The sequence below is a fragment of the Sphingomonas sp. CD22 genome, from assembly GCF_034556155.1.
Taxonomy (GTDB): domain Bacteria; phylum Pseudomonadota; class Alphaproteobacteria; order Sphingomonadales; family Sphingomonadaceae; genus Sphingomonas.
Window position 1 is genome coordinate 118,749 of sequence record NZ_JAYDYX010000005.1, and the last position, 21,912, is coordinate 140,660.

Consider the following 21,912-nt stretch of genomic DNA (forward strand, 5'->3'; position numbering starts at 1 on the left):
GACCGGTCGCTGCATCGTCGGGGCATGCAGTTGATTTTGCGAGGGTGCATGACCGGACCGACGGTGGTATTTCTTCATGCGCTCGGCGCCAGTGCGGGTGAATGGACGCAGGTCGTCGACCGGCTGCCGGGGCGCGATTGCGTCGCGCTCGACCTTCCCGGATTCGGCGACAGGGCGGATGCCGGATATGCCGGTGTCGACGCGATGGCGGACTGGCTGGCGGACGAAATCCGCTCGCGTGCGCCGACGTCCTGCGTGCTCGTCGGCCACAGTATGGGCGGCAAGATCGTCACGCTCGTCGCGGCGCGCGCCGCCGCCGGAGAGATCGGCCTGTCGGGGGTGCTCGGCGTCGTGCTCGTCGCGGCCTCGCCCCCGTCGCCCGAACCGATGGACGAGGATCGCCGCGCCGAGATGATCGGCTGGTTCGCCGCGGGGCAGGCCTCCAGCACCGATGCGGCGACGTTCGTCGATGCCAATAGCGCGACGCCGCTGGCGGGTCCGCTACGCGACGCGGCGATCGGCGATGTGCGGCGGTCGAACCGGGAGGCCTGGCTCGGCTGGCTCGAACGCGGCAGCCGAGAGGATCGCGCCGCCGATACCGCCCGCATCGCGATCCCCGCGCTGATCGTCGCCGGTGCCGAGGACGGCGACCTCGGCGAGGACGCGCAACGCCGGCTCAACCTGCCGCATTATGTCACCGCCGACCTGCAAGTCGTGGCTGGCGCGGCGCATCTCATCCCGTACGAGCAGCCGGACGTGCTCGCCGCGCTGATCGACGGCCATGTGGCGACGGTCGCCGGCGCCGCCCTGCCCGCGGAGTTCGCGACGATCCTCGGCTCCGATCGTGTCAGTCGCGCGACGCGCGCGGCGATGCTGGCGCGGATGCGCCCGCCGGCCGCGGCAACGGGCTGGACGGCGGAGGAACGGGCGACGACCGCAGCGCTGGTCGCGCGCATCCTGCCCGACTGCGGCGGGGCCGATGCCTTGGCGGATCGCATCCTGGCCGGCATCGCCCAAGGTCCCGGCGACGGCTGGCGGTTCGCCGCCCTGCCGCCCGATCGCGCGGCATGGCAGCGCGGGCTCGCCACCCTGGCGACCGCATCCGGCAGCTTCGCCGCGCTCGCGCCCGATGCGCAGAGCGGGCTGCTGGAACGCATCGCCGGCGGTCAGATCGGCAGCGTCGACGACGCGGCGTGTCTCTCGCCCGGGCAGATGGCCTTGTGGTTCGAGGACGTGCGCGCCGAGACGGTGCGGGTGTGGATGTCGCTGCCGGCGACGATGGCGGCGATCGGCTATGACGGCTTTGCGGTCGGCGGCGACGGGCGGCGCAAACAGGGCTATACCCGCACCGGCGCCGACGATCCGGAAGCCTGGCAGCCTTCGTTGGAGCGCATCGCGTGACGGCATCGCGCTATGCCGCGGCGGAGGTGGTCGATGCCGTGGTGATCGGCACGGGCGCGGGCGGCGCGCCGCTCGCCGCGCGGCTCGCACAGGCGGGATTGTCGGTCGTCGCGATCGAGGCGGGCCGGGCCTTCCGGCCAGACGATCACGTCGCCGACGAGGTCGCGGCCGACATCTACTGGATGGAGGAGCGGCTGAGCGGGGGAGCGACGCCCACCGCCTTCGGTTCGAACAATTCGGGCATGGGGGTCGGCGGGTCGACGCTGCATTGGGGCGCCTTCTGCCCCCGCCCCGATCCGCGCGATCTGCAACTGAAGACGCTCACCGGCGAAGGCGCGGACTGGCCGATCGATCACGCCGAGCTGATCCGCTACATCGACGCGGTCGAGCGGTTCACCGGCGTATCGGGCCCGGCCGATTACCCCTGGGATGCCACCCGCCGCTACGCTTATCCCCCCGTCGCGCGCAACGCCGCGGCCGACGCGATGGCGCGGGGCTGCGCGGCAATCGGGATCACCGCCACCGACGCGCCCGCGGCCCTGGTCTCGCGCGACCATGACCAGCCGCATTGGGGACAGCGGCAGGCCTGCGTCAATTGCGGCACCTGCCATCAAGGCTGCCGCACCGCCGCCAAGACGAGCATGGACACGACCTATCTGCCCGTCGCGGTCGCCCATGGCGCCGAGATCCGCGCCGAGGCGCGCCTGCTGTCGTTCGAGTTCGACGGCAGTGGCCGGATCGGCGCAATCGTCTACCGGCAGGGCGGAGAGGAGCATCGCCAGCGCTGTGCCGCGGTCTTCCTGTGCGCCGGCGGCATCGAGACGCCGCGCCTGCTGCTCAACCTCGGCATCGCCAATTCGAGCGGTCAGGTCGGGCGCAACTTCATGGCGCATGTCGCGACGCAGATCTGGGGCCGGTTCGACGCCGACATGCGGATGAACCGCGGCTATCCCTCGTCGCTGATCAGCGAGGACATGATGCGGCCCGGCGATGCCGGCTGTGCCGGCGGCTATCTGATCCAGAGCCTCGGCGTGCTGCCCGTCACCCTCGCCACCGGCCTCGCCCGCGGGGCCGGCATCTGGGGCGAACGGCTGCAGAGCGTCCTGCGCGGATACAATCGGATGGCCGGGATCGGGATCAACGGCGAATGCCTGCCGCATGCCGACAATCGCCTGACGCTCAGCGACGAGGCCGACGCCTTCGGTCATCGCAAGGCGCGGATCGACTTCAGCTATCACGCCAACGAACAGGCGATCGACCGTCACGCCCGGCGGACGCTCGCCGACATCTGGGCCTCGGCGGGCGCGAGCGACATCTTCGCGGTCGATCGCTCCGCCCATACGATCGGTACGTGCCGCATGGGCCGGGACGGCGACGCCGCGGTGGTCGATCCCGACGGCCGCAGCTTCGACGTTCCCAATCTGCTGATCTGCGACAATTCCGTCTTTCCCAGTGCGCTGGCGGCCAACCCTGCGCTGACGATCATGGCGCTGTCGCTGCGCACCGCCGACCGTTTTCTCGCATCCGACCGTTGAGGAGTTCGTCATGGATTTGGGTATCAAGAACCGTATCGCGCTGATCAGCGGCGCCGATTCGGGCATGGGCAAGGAGACGGCGCGGCTGCTGCTGGAGGCGGGCGTGCGCGTCGCGATCACCGATCAGCCCGGCGGCACGCTGGACGAGGCGGTTGCCGAACTGGCCCCGCTCGGCGAGGTCGTCGCCGTGACCGGGGACGTGACCAGCCCCGATGACGTGCGGTCGATCTGGGCGGAGGTGCGCGACCGGCTCGGTCACCCCGATATCTACGTCAACGCCGCGGGGGTGACGGGGGCGACCGGCGACTTCCTCGACGTCGACGACGCCGGCTGGCAGCAGACGCTCGACATCAATCTGATGGGCGCGGTGCGGATGTGTCGCGAGGCGATCCCGGCGATGCGCGGGAACGGCTGGGGCCGGATCGTCCTGTTCGCGTCCGAGGATGCGGTGCAACCCTATGTCGACGAACTGGCCTATTGCGCGTCGAAGGCGGGCATCCTCGCCCTCGCGAAGGGGCTGTCCAAGGCCTATGGCGGCGACAACGTGCTGGTGAACACCGTCTCGCCGGCCTTCATCGCGACGCCGATGACCGACACGATGATGCGCAAGCGCGCCGAGGAACGCGGCGAGAGCTTCGACGCGGCGATCGAGAGCTTCCTCGACGAGGAACGGCCGGGCATGGTGCTCAAGCGACGTGGCCGCGCCGAGGAGGTCGCCGCGGCGGTCGCGTTCCTGTGCTCGGAGCGGGCCAGCTTCATCAACGGTGCCGGCCTCCGCGTCGACTCGGGCTCGGTCTTCACCATCGCCGGATGAAGCGCCGCGGTACCGCTGCGATCGCGGCGTTTCGTTGCGGTGGCGAGACCGTCAGGCGACACCATCAGCAACCGGCGCATACCGTCGGATACCGACGCCATCATATCCGTATCCGTCGGGCCCGGCGAGACGACGTTGACGCGTATGCCACGCGACGCGAGTTTCGCCACCGAGCTGTGCGTGTAGGGCCGCACAGCCGCCTTGGTCGCGGCATAGGTACGCAACGACGTCACGCCCATGCCGTCGGCGATCGACGCGACCAGCACCACCGAGGCTCCGTCGCTTAGCACCGGCAACGAGCCGGTGGAGGTGCAGGACGTCTATGGGCGGCGGTTGCGGTAGATGCGGGCAGGCGTGGCGGATCGTCCGTGCGCCGCATGACGCCGATCGGCACGCTACGTGAAGAACGCCGCGCGCATCGGCAGCATCGCGGCGCCGATGACGGGCGCGTCGGCGCCGATCGCGGAGGCGACGATCCGTGGCGCGGGACGATGATGGCCGCGACGTTCGGGGTTGGTGAAGCGGATGCGCGCGGCGATGCGATCGGCCAGCGCGGGCGGCAGCCTTCCCCCCAGCACGATCAATGCGGGATCGAGCGTCGCGGAGATCGCCGAGGCGACGAGGTTGAGCGAGGGCGCGCAAGCGTCGAGCCACCCGTCGACCACGGGATCGTGCGGATCGAAGCCGGCGAGCATCGCATGCAGGTCGGGCCACGGCTGCCCCCGCGCGGCGAGCCACAGCCGCAGCGTCTCCAGATTGGGTTGCGCCCAGCCTTCGGGCAGGATCGAGGCGAACTCGCCGGCGTTGCGATGGGCGCCGCGCAGCGGCGCGCCATCCGCGACCACGCCGCCGCCGAAACCCGCCGCGAAATAGAGATAGGCGAAGTCGCCGACCGTCCGCCCGACCCCCAGCATCGCCTCGCCCACCGCCGCGACGTTGCCGTCGTTGTCGACCCACAACGGCCCGCCGAGCCGATCGGCGAGCAGCGTATCGAGCGGGATCAACGCCCAGGGATCGAGCTGCGCGGGCGGATTGAGGCGCGCGCCGTCGCCGATGAAATAGCCGGTGACGCCCACGCCGACGCCGATCCGCCGCGCCGGGTCCAGCCCGGCGGTCCGGACCGTATCGTCGATCAGGCGCGCTAGCTGATCGGCCGCGCGCGGGAAATCCGTGCTTTCGAGCGGAGCCGATGCGCGGACCCGGATCGCGCCGGTAAGATCCATCAGGGCGAGCGATACCGCATCGGTCATCACCGAAATGCCGACGGCGAAGGCCGCATCGGCGCGCAGGCGCAGCGGCGCGCTCGGCTTGCCCCGGCCGCTGATCTCGGGCGCCCCCTCCCCCACCAGGCCGCGCTCCAGCAACGGCTCGACCAGCCGGGTGATCGAATGCGGCGCGAGACCGGTCGCCCGCGAGAGGTCGGCACGCGAGGCGGCGCCCCGCTTCGACAGCAGGGTCATCACCACACGCTCGTTGGCGGTCGCCGTCCGACGGCCGTCCTCGCGCAGGAAGGATGCCGGAAAGGCGCCGGCGAACTGGTCGGTCATCCGCCCCCGACACCGCGCCCGCCGCGCCTTGTCAACCGCATAGCGGCAACGGCGGCGCGGACCGCGACCGGGCAGCGTCGCCGACCTGGAGGCCGCGCGGCCGCCGCAGACAGCGCGCCGGGGCGGTGCCGGCTCATCGCACCCAGCGCACCTTGTAGAGGTGCAGATCGGGCACCGGCACGTGCCGCCGGTCGCTGCCGTCCCGCCGCATCACCGTGAAACCGCGTGCCCACCAGCTCCCTTCGGCTTGGACCCAGGCGACACGGTCTTCCACCGCGCTCACGGCCTTGACCTGCCGGCTGGGGTTGAGCGGCGCATAGGGGGCGAAGCCGCCACGATCGGGGTCGAAGCGCCATACGCCGTCGTCGGTCGTCAGATAATAGCCGCCGTCCGGGGCAGCCGACAGATCGTGGCCATCGTGCCGGCCCGGGAGCGACCAGCGCGCGCTTTCGACCAGCCGCGGGCCGGCGGCACCGCGGTCGAGGCGGAAGGCCTGGACGAGATCGTGCGACAGCGCGAACAGCCGCCGGCGGCGCGCATCCCACACTGCGCCATGACCGGACGGCAGCGGCAGCGACTGGATCACCTGCTCGCTGCGCCGGATGTCGTACAGGTCGAGCCGGTCGCCGGCGGGATCGATCGACAGCGCGACCGCGACCAGCCCGCCGGGCAGCAGCGCCGCCGAATGCGCCATCGGCACGCGCGCGCGAAACCGCACCCGCCCGGTCGTGCGATCGATCAGCACCGCGCCGCCGGTGGATGCGGTGACGAGGATCGCGCGACCGTTCTCGACCGGCTTGCACTCGTCGATATGGCCGAGCAGTCCGTCGCGATAGTCGAGCGGCAGATCGGCGGCGGCTTTCGCCGTCCAGCGCCACGACTCGGTGGTGCCGTTGCTGCCGATCGTCAGCTCACGCACCTGATCGTCGCCGCAGGCATAGACCAGGCCGGACACCTCCACCGACGCGGCGGCGAGCAGCATGCCGAGCAATATCATCGTCATAGGTCCCTTCGTCTGCACGGCTGCGCCAAATCGCGCCGCGTCACCGTTATGTCACCTATAGTGATTAAATGACGCTCCCATGTCAGACCTAGGGGGAAATTTCATGCTGCTACGAACCACCTGCCGTATCCTGTTGTTGCTATCCGCCGCGACGCCCGCGATCGCCGTCGCGCAGACCGGCGCGCTCCCGCCAGCGCCCGATCAAAGCGCGTCGGCCACCGCCGGACCGGAGACGGAGGGCGATATCGTCGTCACGGGGGCGCGGCTGCAGGCGAAGAAGGACATCGCCGCCAAGCGCGAGATCGCGGTCATCTCGGACAGCATCAGTTCCGACGAAGTCGGCACGCTGCCGGACTTCGGGCTCGGCGAGGCGCTGACCCGCGTCCCCGGCGTCTCGACGATCCAGAACAATGGCCGCGGCGAGGCGCAATTCCTGTCGATCCGCGGGCTCAACGCCGATTACAATCTGGTCGAGATCGACGGCGTGCCGCTGCCCGCCAACGAAATCTCGCGCCGCAACGTCTCCCTCGACGTGATCCCGTCGTCGCTCGCGAGCCGGGTCGAGGTCTATAAGTCGATGACCGCGGCGATGAACGGCAATGCGATCGGCGGTATCGCCAATCTGCGCACGCGCAGCGCGTTCGACAACGGCGGCAAGAGCTTCGTCGGCGGTCGCGTCGATATCGGCCGCTGGGACTTCCGGCGTACGCGCGGCGGCAATCCGCCCTCGGGCCAGGCCGAGCTGGTCGGCGCGACGACCTTCGGTCCCGACCGCAAATTCGGCATCGTCGTCGCCGGCAGCTATTTCCGCCGGGTGAGCGCGTCGCTCGACAGCGCGAGCACGACGCCGCTCTACGTCGATCCCGCGACCGGCCAGCGGCTGAACCCGGCGGTCAGCGATGCCGGCAACGCCGCCGTCGTGCCGTCGGTCCGCCGCTGGCTGCACTATGACAATCTTCGCCAGCGTTACGGCGGCTTCGCCAAGCTGGAGTTCGACGATCATGCGATGTTCAGCGGCGCGCTGACCGTCGCCGAATTCCATCACACCAACGACGAGGATCGGCAGGCGAACAGGGTCACACCGAACAATGCCTTCATCGCGGCAACCAACAAATACACTTATATCACCAATGTCACGCAGTCGGGCGGCAAGGTGACCAGCGGCAATTACGCACAGGCCGACGAGTCCCGCTTCTTCCAGAAGCGCGGGATCAAATATGCCGATCTGCATGGCGAGCTGACGCCCGGCGACCATATCCGTGCCGATTTCGGGGTCAATTACGCGATCGCCACCTATCGTCAGGACGCGACGACATCGGTCTTTCGCATCCCCGCCGGCACGCGTCTCGCTTATACTTACGCGATCACGCCGGGCGGATTCCCGCAATTCACCTTCGCCGAGCCGGCCTATGTCGCCGATCCGACGAGGTACAATTTCTATGATTACCAGACCACGCCCGACGATCAGAAGGAGAAGGCGCTGACCGCGCGGGCCAATCTGGCGGTCAACATGGCGAATGAGGATGACGGATTCGGCTTTGCGGCGGGCGCCTATGCGCGCTTCCTCGACCGCCGCTACGATCGCACCGTCAGCGACTACACGCCCATCGCCGGAGCCGCATCGCTCTCCAGCTTCATCGCGCCGCAGCGTTATACGCCGTATAACGGCGGCGGGCAGCGCGTGATGTTCTTCGATCCGGCCGCGGTCACCGCCTATTTCGCCGCCAACCCGACCAAATTCACCGCGAACGCGAGCAACGCTCAGGCGAGCCTGCAATCGGATTATACGCTGACCGAAGAGATCAAGGCCGGCTATCTCATGGGACGCTACGCCCGCGACGCGTTGCGGCTGACCGCCGGCGTACGGTACGAGGACACCGGCCTGTCGACGGGCTCTTATAATCTTACCACGATCGGCAAGACGGTGCGTCTCGGCTATGGGCAGCAGCGTCAGCATTACCGCGATTGGCTCCCTTCCGCACAGCTCGACTGGAACGTGACCGCGGACCTGCGCGCCCGTGCCGCCTTCAGCCGCACGCTCGCCCGGCCCAATTACAACGATCTGGCGGGCCGGCAGACGATTGCGATCAACGCGGGGACCAACTTCGTCACCATCACCACCGGCAACGCGCAGCTCCGTCCCCGCCGCAGCGACAATTACGACGTCAGCCTCGAATATTATCTCAACCGCGACGTCCTGTTCTCGGCGGCGGGCTTCATCAAGTCGGTGCGCGACGAGATCCTGACGGTCAGCAACACCGCGCTGCAACCGTTCAACGGCGTCGTCACGCAGGTCACCACCACCCGCCCGGTCAACGCCAGCGGCACGGTGATCCACGGCGTCGAACTCAATGCGGTGATCACCCGCATGGCCTTCCTGCCGCAGCCGCTCGACGGCTTCGGCATCGCCGCCAACGTCACGCTGCTGCAACCGACGCCGCCGACGATCATGATGACCAACGGCATCAGCCGCCGCCTGTCCAGCCTCGTCGAAAGTGCGAACGTCGTCGGCAACGTCCGTGCCTTCTATACGGTCGGACCGGTGACGGTGCAGGGCGCGTGGAACCACCTCTCGCCGCTGCTGCTGACCGCTTCGACCGCCGACCCGACCCAGGACGTCCGCTACAAGGCGAGCGACACGTTCGACGCGCAGATCCGCCTCCGCCTCTCGCGCGCGATCACCATCGTGGCGCAGGGCAAGAATCTGTCGGACAATCGCCCGACGCGCGTGACCGGCCCCGCCTTCAACCTGCTCAGCGAAGAGCTGGAAAACGGCCGGGCTTATAATATCGGCACGCTGTTCCGCTTCTTATCGAATGAAGACCGCCGCTGCCGTACGAGCCGATCCGCCGTACGGCAGCGGCGGCCGGTTGCCGTGGCAACCAGCCTTCAAGCCAAATGCGATTGACTCGCAACGATCCTGTCGGCAGAGCGCCGCCAGGGGGTGCTAATGCGAACTATTCACATCACTGCGCTGGGTTGCGCCTTGTTCTGGGCCGGGACGGCGCAGGCGCAGCAGGCAACCGACGGCGCGCCGGACGGCGACATCATCGTCACCGGCGAAAAGTCGAACCGCACGGTGCAGGAAACGACGACGAGCGTCGCCGTCACCACGCCGGCGCGGATCGAACAGGAAAATATCCTGACGATCCAGGACATCTACAATCGCACCGCGAACGTGTCGGAGACCTACGGCTCGGCCGGGTTCACGATCCGCGGCATCAACAACATGGGGGTCGGCGGCGGCGGCAATGCCGATACCGCGACCGTCTATGTCGATCGCGCGCCGATCCCGCGCGAGGCCCTGTTCGGCGGCCCGACCGACCTGTGGGACGTCGCGCAGGTCGAGATCCTGCGCGGACCGCAATCGACGATCCAGGGGCTGAACGCGCTGGCGGGGGCGGTCGTGCTCACCACGCGCGATGCCTCGACCACCGACTATAGCGCCGACGGACGCGTGCTGTGGAGCGAATATGACGACCGCACGCTCTCGGCCGCGGTCGGCGGGCCGCTGGTTAGGGATCAACTCGGGTTTCGCCTCTCGGCGGAGCGCCGCGCCGATCGCGGGCTGATCCGCAACATCACCCGCGGCGGCTACGACGATGCGCTGCGCTCGCTCAACCTTCGCGGCAAGCTGAAGTGGACGCCGATCGCGCTGCCGGGGCTGGAGGTCCGCGCGAGCTACAATCGCGTCCGGCGCGATGGCGGCTATCTGTACGAATATGCCCGCATCGACCGGCCCGATTACTTCCACGACCGTGTCTCCACCGGTGATGCGCCGAGCCGCGGCAAGATCGACAGCGACATCGCGTTGCTGGACGTCGGCTATACGATCGCCCCGCGGCTGCGGCTGTCCAGTGTCACGTCGTTCAACAAGACGCATTCACATGCTCAGATCGACACCGACGGCACCGCCGCCGACCTGCAGGTGGTCGACAACACCAACGATTTCCGCACCTGGACGCAGGAACTGCGGCTTAATTACGACGGGGAACGGCTGAGCGGCGTGCTCGGCGGCTGGGCCTATCGCCGCGGCGGCGGGCTGATCGCCGCCAACCGGCTCAACATCACCACGCCGACCGGCACGATCGCCGCCCTGTTGCAGGGTGGAGGGTTCCCGGCCGCGGCGGCGAGGCAGATCGCCACGCTCTACACCAATGCGCTGCCGGTGATCCCGATCGCTTATGCTGCGGATTCGCCGCAGCAGGTGCGCACGGCGGCGCTGTTCGGCGACGGGCGCTACAGGGTGACCGACCGGCTCTCGCTGATCGGCGGCTTCCGCTACGATCACGAGGAGAACCGGTATACCGCGGAGACGGTGGCACGCTTCACCGGCACGCTGCCGAACCCCGCCACGTTCGGCGCGACGGGAACGCCGCTGTTCCAGGCGATCACGGCGGTCAATCGCGGCGTGCTCGGGCTGGTGTCGAGCGCCTCGTCGGCGCGGGCGAGCAATGCGCGCAGCTTCGATGCGTTCCTGCCCAAGGCGGGCGTCAACGTCGACTGGACGCGCGATCTCAGCACCGCCGTCACCGTGCAGCGCGCCTATCGCTCGGGCGGGTCGAGCCAGAACCCGGCGCGCGCGCTGCTCGTCGCCTATGATCCCGAATATAGCTGGAATTACGAGGGATCGCTGCGGTCGCGCTGGCTGGGCGGGCGGCTGACGCTGAACGCCAACGTCTTCTATATCGACTGGCGGGATCAGCAGACCAACGCGCTGTTCGGGTTGAACGAATATGATTACAACACGGTCAACGCCGCCAAATCGCACCTCTATGGCTTCGAGGTCGAGGCGCAGGGTCGGATCAGCCGTGCGGTCGATGCCTATGCCTCGGTCGGGCATGTCGTCACCAAGTTCGACGGTTTCACGCTGCCGAGCGGATCGACTAGCGTGATCGATCTGGCCGGATCGCAATTTCCCTATGCCGCGCGCTGGACGCTCGCCGGCGGCGTCAACGCGCGGGTCGGGCCGATCGTTGGCAACATCAACGCCAGCTACCGCGGTCCGGTGTTCAGCGATGTCGGCGTGACGCAGACGCAGACGCGCCTACCGGGGCGGACGCTGGTGAACGCGCGGCTGGGCTGGGAGCGCGACGGCGTCACCCTCTTCGCCTTCGCCCGCAATCTGCTCGACGAAGACTATAGCCAATATCGATATGCCAGCACCGGCCGCGCGATCCTCGGCGAACCGCAGACGTTCGGCGCGGGGGTGGAATTCCACCTGTGATCGCGGCGATGGCGTCGTTTCGCCGATCGTCGGGATGACCATCTCCGGATCGGCTCAAGACGAGACGATCCGGAGGCGTTGGCCGTTCTAGAAGTTGACCGCGGCGCTGAAGCGGAACGAACGGCCCAGGATCGGACGGGCGAGGATCGGCCCCGCCCCCTGCGATCCGATGGTCCGCGGATTGCCCTCGGTCAGCCCGATCTCGTTGGTCAGGTTGTTGCCCGTGACCTGGAGGCGCACATGGTCGAGCACGTCCACCGAAACGCCCGCGTCGAGCTGATAGAAATGCGGCAATAGTTGCTGGTTTTCGGGGTCGGAGAAGCGATCGCCGGTATATTGCAGCGTGGCGAACAGCGCCGGCCGCAGCGTGCCGATCGGCAGCTCATAGGCGGGGGTGACGCGCCAGCCCCATTTCGGCTGACGCTGCACGCGGTTGCCGGTGTTGTCGATCAGGCCGTTGTTCGAGAAGAAGCCGCGATAGGTCGCGTCGAGATACGTCCCCGACGCGTTCAGGCTGAAGCCGCGGAACGGGCGCAGCGTGCCTTCGAGTTCGACGCCGGTCGCCTTCGCGCCGCCGGTCTGGCTCGACGGCACGTTGTTGATGATCTGCGTCGTCGCCAGCCCGTCGAAGGTGTTGTGGAAGCCGGTGGCGTAGAGGTTGATCCACGGCAGCGAGAGCTTGAGCCCGCCCTCATAGGTGTCGACCTGCGCCACGATGGTCAGCCCTTCGCGCAGATTGTCGAACGCCGGGAAGCTGTTGCCGCGGCTGTATCGGCCGAACACGCCGATGGTCCGGGTAAAGTCGTAATTGACACCGGCGGTCCACGACCATTTCGAATCGCCATAATCGATCCGTGTCGGTGCACCGATCACCGCAACGGCATTGTCGTAGAGCGTGGCGGCGTTGCCATCGAGATTGGCCGCCGCCGCGGCCGGGGTGCGGACGGTGCCGGTGACCTCGTGCCGCTGCCAGCGAACGCCGCCGTCGACGCGCAGTTTGGGCGTGATCTGCAGCTCGTCGACGCCGTACAAAGCGTAATCATTGCCTTCATAGCCCGCATTGACGAGGAAGGTCGGGCCGCTGGTGAAACCACGCAGCGTCGCGGCGCGGCCGCCGTTCAGCGTCATGTCGACGACACGGGCATTGGGCGTCGCGGTCAGCAGGATCTGGTTGCCGAGCGACCAATTATCGCGCGTCGTGTAGTTGGCGTAATAGAAGCCGCCGGTCAGCTTGTTCGATCCCGCGGTCCATTCGAGCGCGCTGTCGCTCACGAACGAGCTGATCTTCTTGCGGACTTCCCAGATACCGGCGCGCATCAGCGGCGTCGCCGCGCCGCCCGCCACCGCGCCGCCGCCATTGGCATAGGTCAGGCTGGCGACCGTCGAACCGGCACCGCCCAGCGTCGTCGCCAGTGCCGATGCGGCGGTCGGTGCATCCGCGGGAACGAGGCCGACGGTGTCGGCATCGCCGCCGAGATAGCTCAGCCGCTCGCGCAGGCGGACGCCGCCGGCGACCTCGTAATCGAAGGTCAGGCCGGTGTTGACGACCTTGGCGCCGCGGCCCTCGGCAAGATCTAGCGTGCGGCCGACGAGATTGGTCGTCACCCGCGTTTCGGGTCCGGCGAGCGTGCCGGTGCCCGCGTCGAAGCCGGTATATTCGCTGATCTTGCTGCCGTTCTGGACGATCGGGATCGGCAGCAGCCACTGGCCGTGGTCGTTCAGATAGCGCGCATAGACCTCGACCGAGCCGCGATCATCGTCGAAATCGTGGTGGATGTTGGCGGTGACCTGTCCGCCCTTCTCGGCGCGGTAGCGGGGGTCGCGTATGCCATTGCCCTGCGCGTAATAGCCGCCGACCATGAAGCTGGTGTTGCCGCCGAGCGGGCCGGACACCCAGGCATCGCCACGCGCCTCGTCATAATCGGTGTAGGAGAATTTGGCGAAGCCCTTGAACGTGTCGCCGCCGACGCGCGGCACGACGTTGACGGTCAGGCCGGGCTGTCCGTTCGAGAATAGCGAGCCGGTACCGCCGCGGACGGCCTCGACGCGCTGCACCGTCTCATCGAGGCGAATCAGCTGCGAATTCTCGAGGAACGACAAGGTCGAGGGTGGGAAGATCGGCACGCCGCCGAGCTGGAAGGTGACGAATTGCGCGTCGCCGCCCGAGGGATAGCCGCGCACGAAGATGTTCGCGCCGTTCTGGCCGCCCGAGCTTTCCGCCATGACGCCAGGCACGGTGCGCAGCAGGTCGGCGGTGCTGTTCGGCGCGGCACGCTCGATCGCATCGTTGCTGAGCGTGGTGACCGCGAACGCTGCATTCTGCCGCCGCGTGCCGCCGCCCGCGGTGCCGACGACGATGATGTCCTCACCGGCCTGCGCGTCCGGATCGACGATCCCCGCATCGGGGGCAGCGCGCTGCGCGGTGCTCGTGGCGGGAACGGCCGCGTCGGCCGGGGCGGTCTGCGCATGGGCCTGTCCCGCGATCAGCAGCGCCAGCGGCGCGGCGCTCGCCCACAGATAGCCATTCCCCAGGATCTTGTTCATATCGTCCTCCCTGAACGTTCCGATGTCTACCCGGAACCGTAGCCTCAGCCCTTAGGACCGTTACGGCCATTCGCCAATGCGGCACCGAAGATCGGCTGCATAAATTCGCCGCTCGCCAGCCCTCCAAAAAATCTACCGACACCCTCTTGATCTCCCGATCGGCATTCCCAGTTTTCGCGCGCCGGACGCCGCACCGGGTCCGGACCGGACATCGAGGGCGCCGACTCCCGCGCCGGTGCCGCTCATGTCCAGATCGCTTCACAGGAGGATTTGGAGATGAGGACCAATTTCGACTTCACGCCCTATCGCCGCTCGACGGTGGGCTTCGACCGGCTGTTCGACCTGCTCGAAACCGGGCGCGGCGACGTCGCCGACGGCTATCCGCCCTTCGACATCGTCCGCGAGGGCGAGGATCGCTATCGCATCACGCTGGCGGTCGCCGGCTTCCGCCCCGACCAGATCGAGGTGGTCGCGCAGCAGAACCAGTTGATCGTCACCGGCAAGCGCGAGGCCGAGCAGGACGACGCGCGCTACCTGCACCACGGCATCGCCGCGCGGCCGTTCGAACGGCGCTTCCAGCTCGCCGATTTCATCGAGGTGGACGAGGCGCGCTGCGACAACGGCCTGCTCAGCATCGCACTCAGGCGCGTCGTTCCCGATGCGATGAAGCCGCGCCGGATCGCGATCGGCGGCGGAACGCCCGCCGCTGCCACCCGCATCGGCGAGGGCGACAGCGAGGCGCTCCGCGCCGCCTGATCGCAGCCCCGCCGCATCGATCGACCCGCATCATCTTACTGACCAGAAAGGAGACAGGACCCATGGCCATTCGTGATCTGATCCCCTGGAGCCGCACGGACGAGCGTGTCCCGGCGGCGTTCGGCGTCGAGCAGGACCGGCGCGATCCGCTGCTCTCGCTGCATCGCGAGATGAACCGGCTGTTCGACGACGTCGTCCGCGGTTTCGGCGTTCCCACCTTCGCCGGCACGGAGCGCGCGTTGCTCTCGCCGAAGCTCGAACTCGGCGAGACCGACGACGAGATCCGCGTCACCGCGGAACTGCCCGGACTCGACGAGAAGGATGTCGAGATCGTCGCCGAGGACGGCGTGCTGACGCTGCGCGGCGAGAAGAAATCGGAGGTCGAGGACAGGGATCGCGGCTATTCCGAACGCAGCTACGGCCGGTTCGAACGCCGGATCGGCCTGCCGCGCACCGTCGAGGCCGACAAGGCGAGCGCCAGCTTCCGCAATGGCGTGCTCACCATCACCTTGCCCAAATCGGCCGCCGCCACCGACAACGTCCGCCGCATCCCGATCCATAGCGATGCCGCCTGACGGCTACGCCCGGCCGCGGCGTCGCGGCCGGGCACCGGGCCATGCGGGCAAGCACCAGCGGTGGCGGCGCGCTATTGCGCCTCTCTTGTCGTTGTCACTTTGCCGAACACCGGGGCGTCGACCGTCGTCAGACGATCGCTGGGGTCGCCTGTGACGTCGAAGGCGATGATGCGGTTGACGCCGCGCTGCAGCCACGGTGCGGGCGTGTAGAGCGTGTGGACCGGCCCGATCGACCAGAAGCGGCCGAGATTGTGGCTGCCGAGCCAGAGCTGCCCCTTATGCAGGCCGCGCACGTCGAGATAGGTGTCGCCCGGCTGATCCACCGTCATCTCCGCCTCGTAGAAGCACGGTCCGACGCAGGGCGCGGCCGTGAAGCGAAGGCTCGACGGATCGTCCATGGGCAGGCGGTACATCCGCCAGTCCTCCAGCGTCTTGCCGTCGAGCGTCACCGCGCCGGTCAGCCCGGTCTGTTCGGTGCGGATCGCGTGCGAATAGTTCACCCGCCCGGTATTCTCGACCAGCACGTCGAGCGTCGCGACCCCGGCGCGGGCCGGCAGCGTCACGGTCTCCTGCCCCAGCCTGCGGTCGAGCGTGCCCGCGAGTTTACGGTCGACATAGACCTGCGCATAACTGTGCATGCCCTTGAGCGTCAGCGTCCCGCCCCCGCCCGCCGGCAGCGCGACGCGATAAAGGACATAGCCGTAATTCTGGTCGAGTTCCTCGAAGGTCAGCGGCAGGCGCGCGCGCACCGGATCGGGCAGATTGTCCCATAGCGACGCGCTACGCCGGATCGGCGAGACCGGGAAGGTGACCGCGACCGTCGGCGCCGGGGTGGGCGCGGCGGGCTTGCCCGTCACCTCGGCGATCGCCTTGGCGATCAGGGCATATTTGTAGCGCGGATTGCCCGCCTCATCGATCTGCGCATCGTAATCGTAGCTGGTCGTATCGGGATGGTAATCGGTGCCGGTGTGCGAATCGGCGCCGTTCATCCAGCCGAACGTCGTGCCGCCGTGAACCATGTACAGCGAGATCGAATAGCCGCGCTGGAGCATGAAGCGCATCTCCTCGGCTTCCTTGTGGCCGTCGGTTTCGTGATGGTCCTCGCCCCATTTGTCGAACCAGCCGGCCCAATATTCGCCGACCATGCGCAGCCCCCCGGGCCGATACGCCTCGAGCTTGGCGACCGCATTGGCCGCGCCGCCCGAGCCGAAATTGACCACCGAGGGGAGTTGCGGCAGCGAGCCCTTGGCGAGGTCCGACGCCTGGTTCGAGGTGAACAGCACGCCATCGGCGAGGCCGGCGCGGCGATAGGTCGCCTCCAGCCCCCGCAGATACGCCTTGTCGTCGCCGAAGGCGCCATATTCGTTCTCGAGCTGCACCGCGACGATCGGGCCGCCGTTGGCGAGCAGCAGTGGCTTCACCTCCTGCCCCAGCCGGACGATCCAGCGCTCCACCGCGGCGGTATAGGCGGGGTCGGTCGAGCGCAGGACGAGCTTGCGGTCCTTGAGCAGCCACGAAGGATAGCCGCCCAATTCCCATTCGGCGCAGACATAGGGGCCGGGCCGCAGGATGACGTCGAGCCCCTCCGCCTGCGCGTCGCGGATGAAGGCGGCGATGTCGTTCTGGCCGCTGAAATCGTAGACGCCGGGCCGCGGCTCGTGGACGTTCCAGAAGGCGTAGGTGGTGATGGTGTTGAGCCCCATCGCCTTCGCCTTGCGCAGCCGGTCGCGCCAATAGGCGCGCGGGATGCGGACGTAATGGATCTCGCCGGAGATGACCTGATAGGGCTCGCCGTCCTTGACGAAGCCGGTGCCGGCGACCGCGAAGCCGGGCGCCGGGGCCGCCGGTTGCGCACCCGCCGCCGTCGCCGCCATGGCGAGCGCCGCCCCCGATAAAAGTCGCTTCGCCAGGATCATCCGTCGTTCCCCTTATTGATTGGCCGTCGCCGCGAGCGCCGCGTCGATATCCGCCGCCTCGTGCCGTTCGCGCAGGATGCTGCCCGGCTCGCCCATGATGCGGTTGACGATACGGCCGCGCCGCACCGGTTCGCGCGCCGCGATCCGGTCGGCCCAGCGTTGCAGATCGGGATAGTCGCCGGCACTCAGGAACGTGCTCGCGCCATAGGTGCCGGTGAGCAGTCCGCCATACCAGGGCCAGACCGCGATATCGGCGATCGAATAGTCGTCGCCCGCCAGATAGCTATGCTCCGCCAGATGCGTGTCGAGCACGTGGAGCTGACGCTTGGCCTCCATCGCATAGCGGTCAATCGCATATTGGATCTTGATCGGCGCATAAGCGTAGAAATGGCCGAAGCCGCCGCCGACGAACGGCGCCGAGCCCATCTGCCACATCAGCCAGTTGATCGCCTGTACCCGCGCCGCCGGATCGGCCGGCAGGAAGGCGCCGAATTTTTCGGCGAGATACAGCAGGATCGATCCGCTCTCGAACACCCGCGTCGGCGGGGTCGTGGCGTGATCGGCGAGCGCCGGGATTTTCGAATTGGGATTGAGCGCGACGAAGCCGCTGCCGAACTGGTCGCCCTTGCCGATCTCGATCAGCCACGCGTCGTATTCGGCACCGGCATGGCCCGCGGCGAGCAATTCCTCGAGCAGGATCGTCACCTTCTGCCCGTTCGGCGTGCCGAGCGAATAGAGCTGGAGCGGATGCCGCCCGATCGGCAGCGGCGCATCGTGCGTCGCGCCCGAGACGGGGCGGTTGATGCTGGCGAACTGGCCGCCGTTCGACCGGTCCCACGTCCACACCGCGGGCGGCACATAGCCCGCGGGCAGATTGTTCGCGCCATCCTCGTCAGCCATGATCTTCCTTTCGTCCATGTCCTATCGCCGGGGCCGGCGATCGCCAAGATCGCCGGCCTAGCATGCTGTTTGGCAAGAGTTTTGTCGGTCGCCGAGGCGGCTATGCCACGGCGCGATCGAGTGCCTGGCGCAGATCGGCAAGGATGTCCTCCTCATGCTCCAGCCCGACCGACAGGCGGACGTAGCCGTCGGAGACGCCAGTCGCGAGCCGCTCCTCGGGCGAAAGCTGCGAATGGGTAGTCGAGGCCGGATGGATCGCGAGGCTGCGCGCGTCGCCGATATTGGCGACATGGTAGAACAATGCGAGCGCATTGATGAACGCGCGCCCCGCCGCCTCGCCGCCGGCCAGTTCGAAGCCGACGAGCCCGCCCTGCCCGCCGGTCAGGTAGCGTGCGGCGCGCTCCGCCTGCACGCCGGTCTGCACAGAGGGGTGGATGACCCGCGTCACCTCGGGCCGGGACTGGAGGAAGGCGACGACCGCCGCCGCATTGGCGCAATGGCGCGGCATGCGCAGCGGCAGCGTCTCGAGCCCTTGCAGGATCTGGAAGGCGTTGAACGGCGACAGCGCCGCACCGAGATCGCGGAGCAGCACGGTGCGCGCGCGCAGGATATAGGCGATCGGCCCCAAGGGTTTGGCCGCCTGGCTCCACACCGCGCCGTGATAGCTGGCGTCGGGCGTGTTGAGCAGCGGCTGACGCTCGGGAAACGCCGCCCAGTCGAAATTGCCGCCGTCGACGATGATCCCGCCGATCGACGTGCCGTGGCCGCCGATATATTTCGTGGTCGAATAGACGACGATCGCCGCGCCGTGGTCGAACGGCCGCGCGAGCAGCGGCGCCGCGGTATTGTCGACGATCAGCGGGTTGCCCAGCGGCCGGCCGAGCGCCGCGATCTCGGCGATCGGCCCGACGATCAGCTTGGGATTGGGCAAGGTCTCGACATACCAGGCGCGCGTCCGCGCGTCGCTCGCCCGCGAAAACGCGTGCGGATCGGCGGGATCGACGAAGCGCACCTCGATCCCCTGATCCTTCAGCGTGTTGGCGAACAGGTTCCAGGTGCCGCCGTACAGATCGGTGCCGCTGACGATATTGTCGCCGGCCCGCGCGAGGTTCTGCACCGCATAAGCGGACGCCGCCTGCCCCGATGCCACCGCCAGCGCCGCCGCGCCGCCCTCGATCGCGGCGATCCGCTGTTCGAGCACGTCGGTCGTCGGATTGCCGAGCCGGGTGTAGATATTGCCCAGCTCGCGCAGCGCGAACAGGTCGGCGGCGTGATCGGTGTCGCGGAACTGGTAGGAGGTGGTCTGATAGACCGGCGGCGCCACCGCGCCGGTCGCCGGATCGGCGCGCCAGCCGGCATGCAGCGCGAGCGTTTCGGGGTGCAGCGTATGATCGACCATGGCCATCGTCCTCTTCGAGCGGGTGCTGTGTCGGCCGCGATGCTAGCCACGCGCCCACCGAAGGGGAGATACTTTTGCTTGCCGGTGCCAAGCCGCGGCATCGGCCGCGTCGGCACCGCGCGGGTCAGCCGGACGTCACGTCGACGGGGAAATCGGCGCGCGCGGCGCTCCGTTCGATCCGGACGGCGTTCGGCTCGTCGGTGTGGTCGATCCAGGCGAGCGCCGCCGCGCGGCTGCGGCCGAACGCCATATGCCGGGCGAGCAGCCAGTCGCGGCGCTGCGCCGGCGGCGTGCGGACGTAGCAGCAGCGATCGAGCAGATCGCGCACCGGCGACCAGGGTCCGTCGAGGAGCAGATAATTGCCCTCGACCAGGACGAGCGGCGTGTCCGCCGGAACCGGGATCGCGCCGGCGATCGCCTCCTCGATCGTGCGCTCGAACCTGGGGGCGTAGACGGTCTCGCCGGCGAGCGGGTGCCGCAGGCGATCGAGCAGCGCGACGAACCCCGCCACGTCGAAGGTGTCGGCCGCGCCTTTCCGGTCGCGGCGGCCGAGCCGGTCGAGTTCCGCATTGGCGAGGTGGAAACCGTCCATCGGTACGACGACCGTCTGGTCCGCGAATTGCGCCGCGATCCGTTCGGCGAGCGTCGACTTGCCCGCGCCGGGCGGGCCGACGATGCCGAACAATGCGCGGCCGCCGCGGGCGATCAGCGCGCCGATCGCATTGTGGAGGACGGTGGGCAGCGCGTCGGTCATCGTGCCGCCGCGAAGGTGCCGTTCTGCAAGCTCGCCTCGATCTCCTCGAGCGAACGCCCCTTCGTCTCGGGGACGAAGCGCCAGACGAACCCCCAGGCGAGCAGGTTCATTCCGGCGAACAGCCAGAAGGTCGCGGCGGTGCCCAGCCCCTGGACGAGGCTGAGCGTCGTCAGCGTCACCAGCAGGTCGAAGCTCCAGTGCGACAAAGCGACGAGGCTCATCCCCTTGCCGCGTACCGACAGCGGGAACACCTCTGCACCGACCAGCCAGATCGCCGCCGAGATGCTGCCGACGTTGAACACCTCATAGCCGAGCAGCCCCGCCGCCGCGACCCAGCGCATGGCGCCGGTCGGCGCGCCGTGCGCGAAGGCGACCCCGATCATCGCCAGCCCGATCACCGCCCCCGGCAGGAACCGCAGCATCAATCGCCGCCGCCCCCAGTGGTCGACCGCCCAGGTGCCGAAGATCGTCGTCAGCACGATCGTCACGCCGACTACGAGCGAGGTCAGCAGCGCGGCATTCTGGCCGAGCCCGGCGTTGGTCGCGATGGTGGGCGCATAATAGATCACGGCATTGGTGCCGGTGATCTGCGAGAACATCGCGACGCCGGCCCCGGCGATCAACGCCGGGCGCATCCGGCCCGACAGGAGCGTGCGCCAGCGACCCTCGACGTGCACCGTCTCGCCGATCGCGGCGAGTTCGGTTTCGACCTCCGCCGCGCTCGGCCGCAGCCGCGCGAGGATGGCGCGCGCCTTCGCCACGTCGCCCTTGAGCGCGAGATAGCGCGGGCTTTCGGGCAGCACGATCATGCCGATCAGCAAGATCGCCGCCGGCACCACGCCGAGCAGGAACATCAGCCGCCAGTCGCCCCCCTCGCCCAACAACCCGTCGGCGACGCGGCTGCCGCCGAGCAGCCAGCCGACGATCGTCGACACCAGGATGCCGCCGACGACCGCGAGCTGGAACATCACCACCATCGCACCGCGCCGCGCCGCCGGCGCCAGCTCGGCGATATAGACCGGGATGATCTGGCTCGCCGCGCCGACCGCGAGGCCGAGGACGAGACGCGCGGCGGTCAGCGACGCCACCGACCCGGCGACGGTCGACGCCACGGAGGCGATCATGAAGACGATGGCGGCGACCATGACGGTCGGCCGCCGGCCGATCCGGTCCGACAGCGGCCCGGCGCCCATGCATCCGACGAGCGCGCCGGCGACGATCGCGGCGGTCACGATCTGCTTGCCGACGACGGTGATCGGGAAGCTCTCACCGATGAACAGCAACGCCGCCGAGATGATGCCGGTATCGTAGCCGAACAGCAGACCGCCCAGCGCGGCGATGCCGGCGATCAACAGCACATGTGCACGCATCCACTATCCTCCGTTCCGGCCGATCGACGGCTGACGCCCGGCCGTAATCCCCAATCGCCGCATGTTCCAGAGGGGCGGCGATCTTCGTATCCTGCGGATCGCGATGCCGTGACCGGAGATGCTCCTCGGGCTAAGTCCGAAGCCTGCGCGGCCGCAACGCCGCTTGACGGC

General features: G+C 68.5%; 15 protein-coding genes and 1 pseudogene. 7 read left to right on the top strand and 9 right to left on the bottom strand.

What is annotated here, in order from left to right:
- Positions 1 to 48: 48 nt before the first annotated feature.
- Genes SFC76_RS11345 through SFC76_RS11355 form a run of 3 tightly spaced genes read left to right on the top strand, consistent with a single transcriptional unit; the run spans position 49 to position 3,750 of the window.
- On the top strand, positions 49 to 1,401 hold the full coding sequence (locus tag SFC76_RS11345) for an alpha/beta hydrolase (protein ID WP_322849579.1): 1,353 nt from the start codon (positions 49 to 51) through the stop codon (positions 1,399 to 1,401).
- Positions 1,398 to 2,936 (top strand): GMC family oxidoreductase, encoded by a 1,539-nt coding sequence (locus SFC76_RS11350; protein ID WP_322849580.1) that lies wholly within the window; start codon positions 1,398 to 1,400, stop codon positions 2,934 to 2,936. The genes SFC76_RS11345 and SFC76_RS11350 overlap by 4 nt, the downstream gene beginning before the upstream one ends.
- A 10-nt stretch (positions 2,937 to 2,946) precedes the next feature.
- Positions 2,947 to 3,750, top strand: coding sequence for an SDR family oxidoreductase (locus SFC76_RS11355; protein WP_322849581.1), 804 nt, complete (start codon positions 2,947 to 2,949; stop codon positions 3,748 to 3,750).
- Between the two features lie 92 nt (positions 3,751 to 3,842).
- Here SFC76_RS11355 and SFC76_RS11360 read toward each other — a convergent pair.
- The 3 genes and pseudogenes from SFC76_RS11360 to SFC76_RS11370 form a co-directional block, all read right to left on the bottom strand.
- A pseudogene (locus tag SFC76_RS11360) lies at positions 3,843 to 4,040 on the bottom strand (SDR family oxidoreductase); the annotation flags it as partial.
- 105 nt (positions 4,041 to 4,145) lie between these two features.
- Positions 4,146 to 5,297 (bottom strand): ROK family transcriptional regulator, encoded by a 1,152-nt coding sequence (locus SFC76_RS11365; protein ID WP_322849582.1) that lies wholly within the window; start codon positions 5,295 to 5,297, stop codon positions 4,146 to 4,148.
- Between the two features lie 133 nt (positions 5,298 to 5,430).
- Positions 5,431 to 6,300 (bottom strand): DUF6528 family protein, encoded by an 870-nt coding sequence (locus SFC76_RS11370; protein WP_322849583.1) that lies wholly within the window; start codon positions 6,298 to 6,300, stop codon positions 5,431 to 5,433.
- A gap of 103 nt (positions 6,301 to 6,403) precedes the next feature.
- On the opposite strand from SFC76_RS11370, the gene SFC76_RS11375 reads away from it, so the two are divergent.
- Together SFC76_RS11375 and SFC76_RS11380 are read left to right on the top strand one after the other, a co-directional pair.
- Positions 6,404 to 9,208, top strand: a complete 2,805-nt coding sequence (locus SFC76_RS11375) for a TonB-dependent receptor (RefSeq protein ID WP_322849584.1) — start codon at positions 6,404 to 6,406, stop codon at positions 9,206 to 9,208.
- A 42-nt stretch (positions 9,209 to 9,250) separates the two neighbouring features.
- Positions 9,251 to 11,527: a TonB-dependent receptor gene (locus SFC76_RS11380; RefSeq protein ID WP_322849585.1), complete on the top strand. Its 2,277-nt coding sequence runs from the start codon at positions 9,251 to 9,253 to the stop codon at positions 11,525 to 11,527.
- A gap of 87 nt (positions 11,528 to 11,614) precedes the next feature.
- On the opposite strand, the gene SFC76_RS11385 is transcribed toward SFC76_RS11380, so the two are convergent.
- On the bottom strand, positions 11,615 to 14,071 hold the full coding sequence (locus tag SFC76_RS11385; protein ID WP_322849586.1) for a TonB-dependent receptor: 2,457 nt from the start codon (positions 14,069 to 14,071) through the stop codon (positions 11,615 to 11,617).
- Positions 14,072 to 14,347: 276 nt separating this feature from the next.
- Between SFC76_RS11385 and SFC76_RS11390 the strand changes: the two genes are divergently transcribed.
- Positions 14,348 to 14,827, top strand: coding sequence for an Hsp20 family protein (locus tag SFC76_RS11390; RefSeq protein ID WP_322849587.1), 480 nt, complete (start codon positions 14,348 to 14,350; stop codon positions 14,825 to 14,827).
- A 62-nt stretch (positions 14,828 to 14,889) separates the two neighbouring features.
- The gene (locus SFC76_RS11395) at positions 14,890 to 15,402 is read left to right on the top strand and encodes an Hsp20/alpha crystallin family protein (RefSeq protein WP_322849588.1); all 513 of its coding nucleotides are present in this window, start codon (positions 14,890 to 14,892) and stop codon (positions 15,400 to 15,402) included.
- Between the two features lie 71 nt (positions 15,403 to 15,473).
- Here SFC76_RS11395 and SFC76_RS11400 read toward each other — a convergent pair whose 3' ends face one another.
- The 5 genes from SFC76_RS11400 to SFC76_RS11420 form a co-directional block, all read right to left on the bottom strand.
- The gene (locus SFC76_RS11400) at positions 15,474 to 17,318 is read right to left on the bottom strand and encodes a beta-galactosidase family protein (RefSeq protein ID WP_322849589.1); all 1,845 of its coding nucleotides are present in this window, start codon (positions 17,316 to 17,318) and stop codon (positions 15,474 to 15,476) included.
- 12 nt (positions 17,319 to 17,330) lie between these two features.
- Complete coding sequence (gene yghU, locus SFC76_RS11405; RefSeq protein ID WP_322849590.1) at positions 17,331 to 18,218, bottom strand: glutathione-dependent disulfide-bond oxidoreductase; 888 nt, start codon at positions 18,216 to 18,218, stop codon at positions 17,331 to 17,333.
- Between the two features lie 100 nt (positions 18,219 to 18,318).
- Positions 18,319 to 19,617 carry an O-acetylhomoserine aminocarboxypropyltransferase/cysteine synthase family protein gene (locus SFC76_RS11410; RefSeq protein WP_322849591.1) on the bottom strand — a complete coding sequence of 433 codons (1,299 nt, stop codon included), beginning with the start codon at positions 19,615 to 19,617 and terminating at the stop codon, positions 18,319 to 18,321.
- 124 nt (positions 19,618 to 19,741) lie between these two features.
- Positions 19,742 to 20,371, bottom strand: a complete 630-nt coding sequence (locus SFC76_RS11415) for a nucleoside/nucleotide kinase family protein (protein WP_322849592.1) — start codon at positions 20,369 to 20,371, stop codon at positions 19,742 to 19,744.
- A complete protein-coding gene (locus SFC76_RS11420) occupies positions 20,368 to 21,741 on the bottom strand; it encodes a sugar porter family MFS transporter (protein WP_322849593.1) in 1,374 nt (457 codons plus the stop codon). Before SFC76_RS11420 ends, SFC76_RS11415 begins: the two co-directional genes overlap by 4 nt.
- Positions 21,742 to 21,912: the final 171 nt, after the last annotated feature.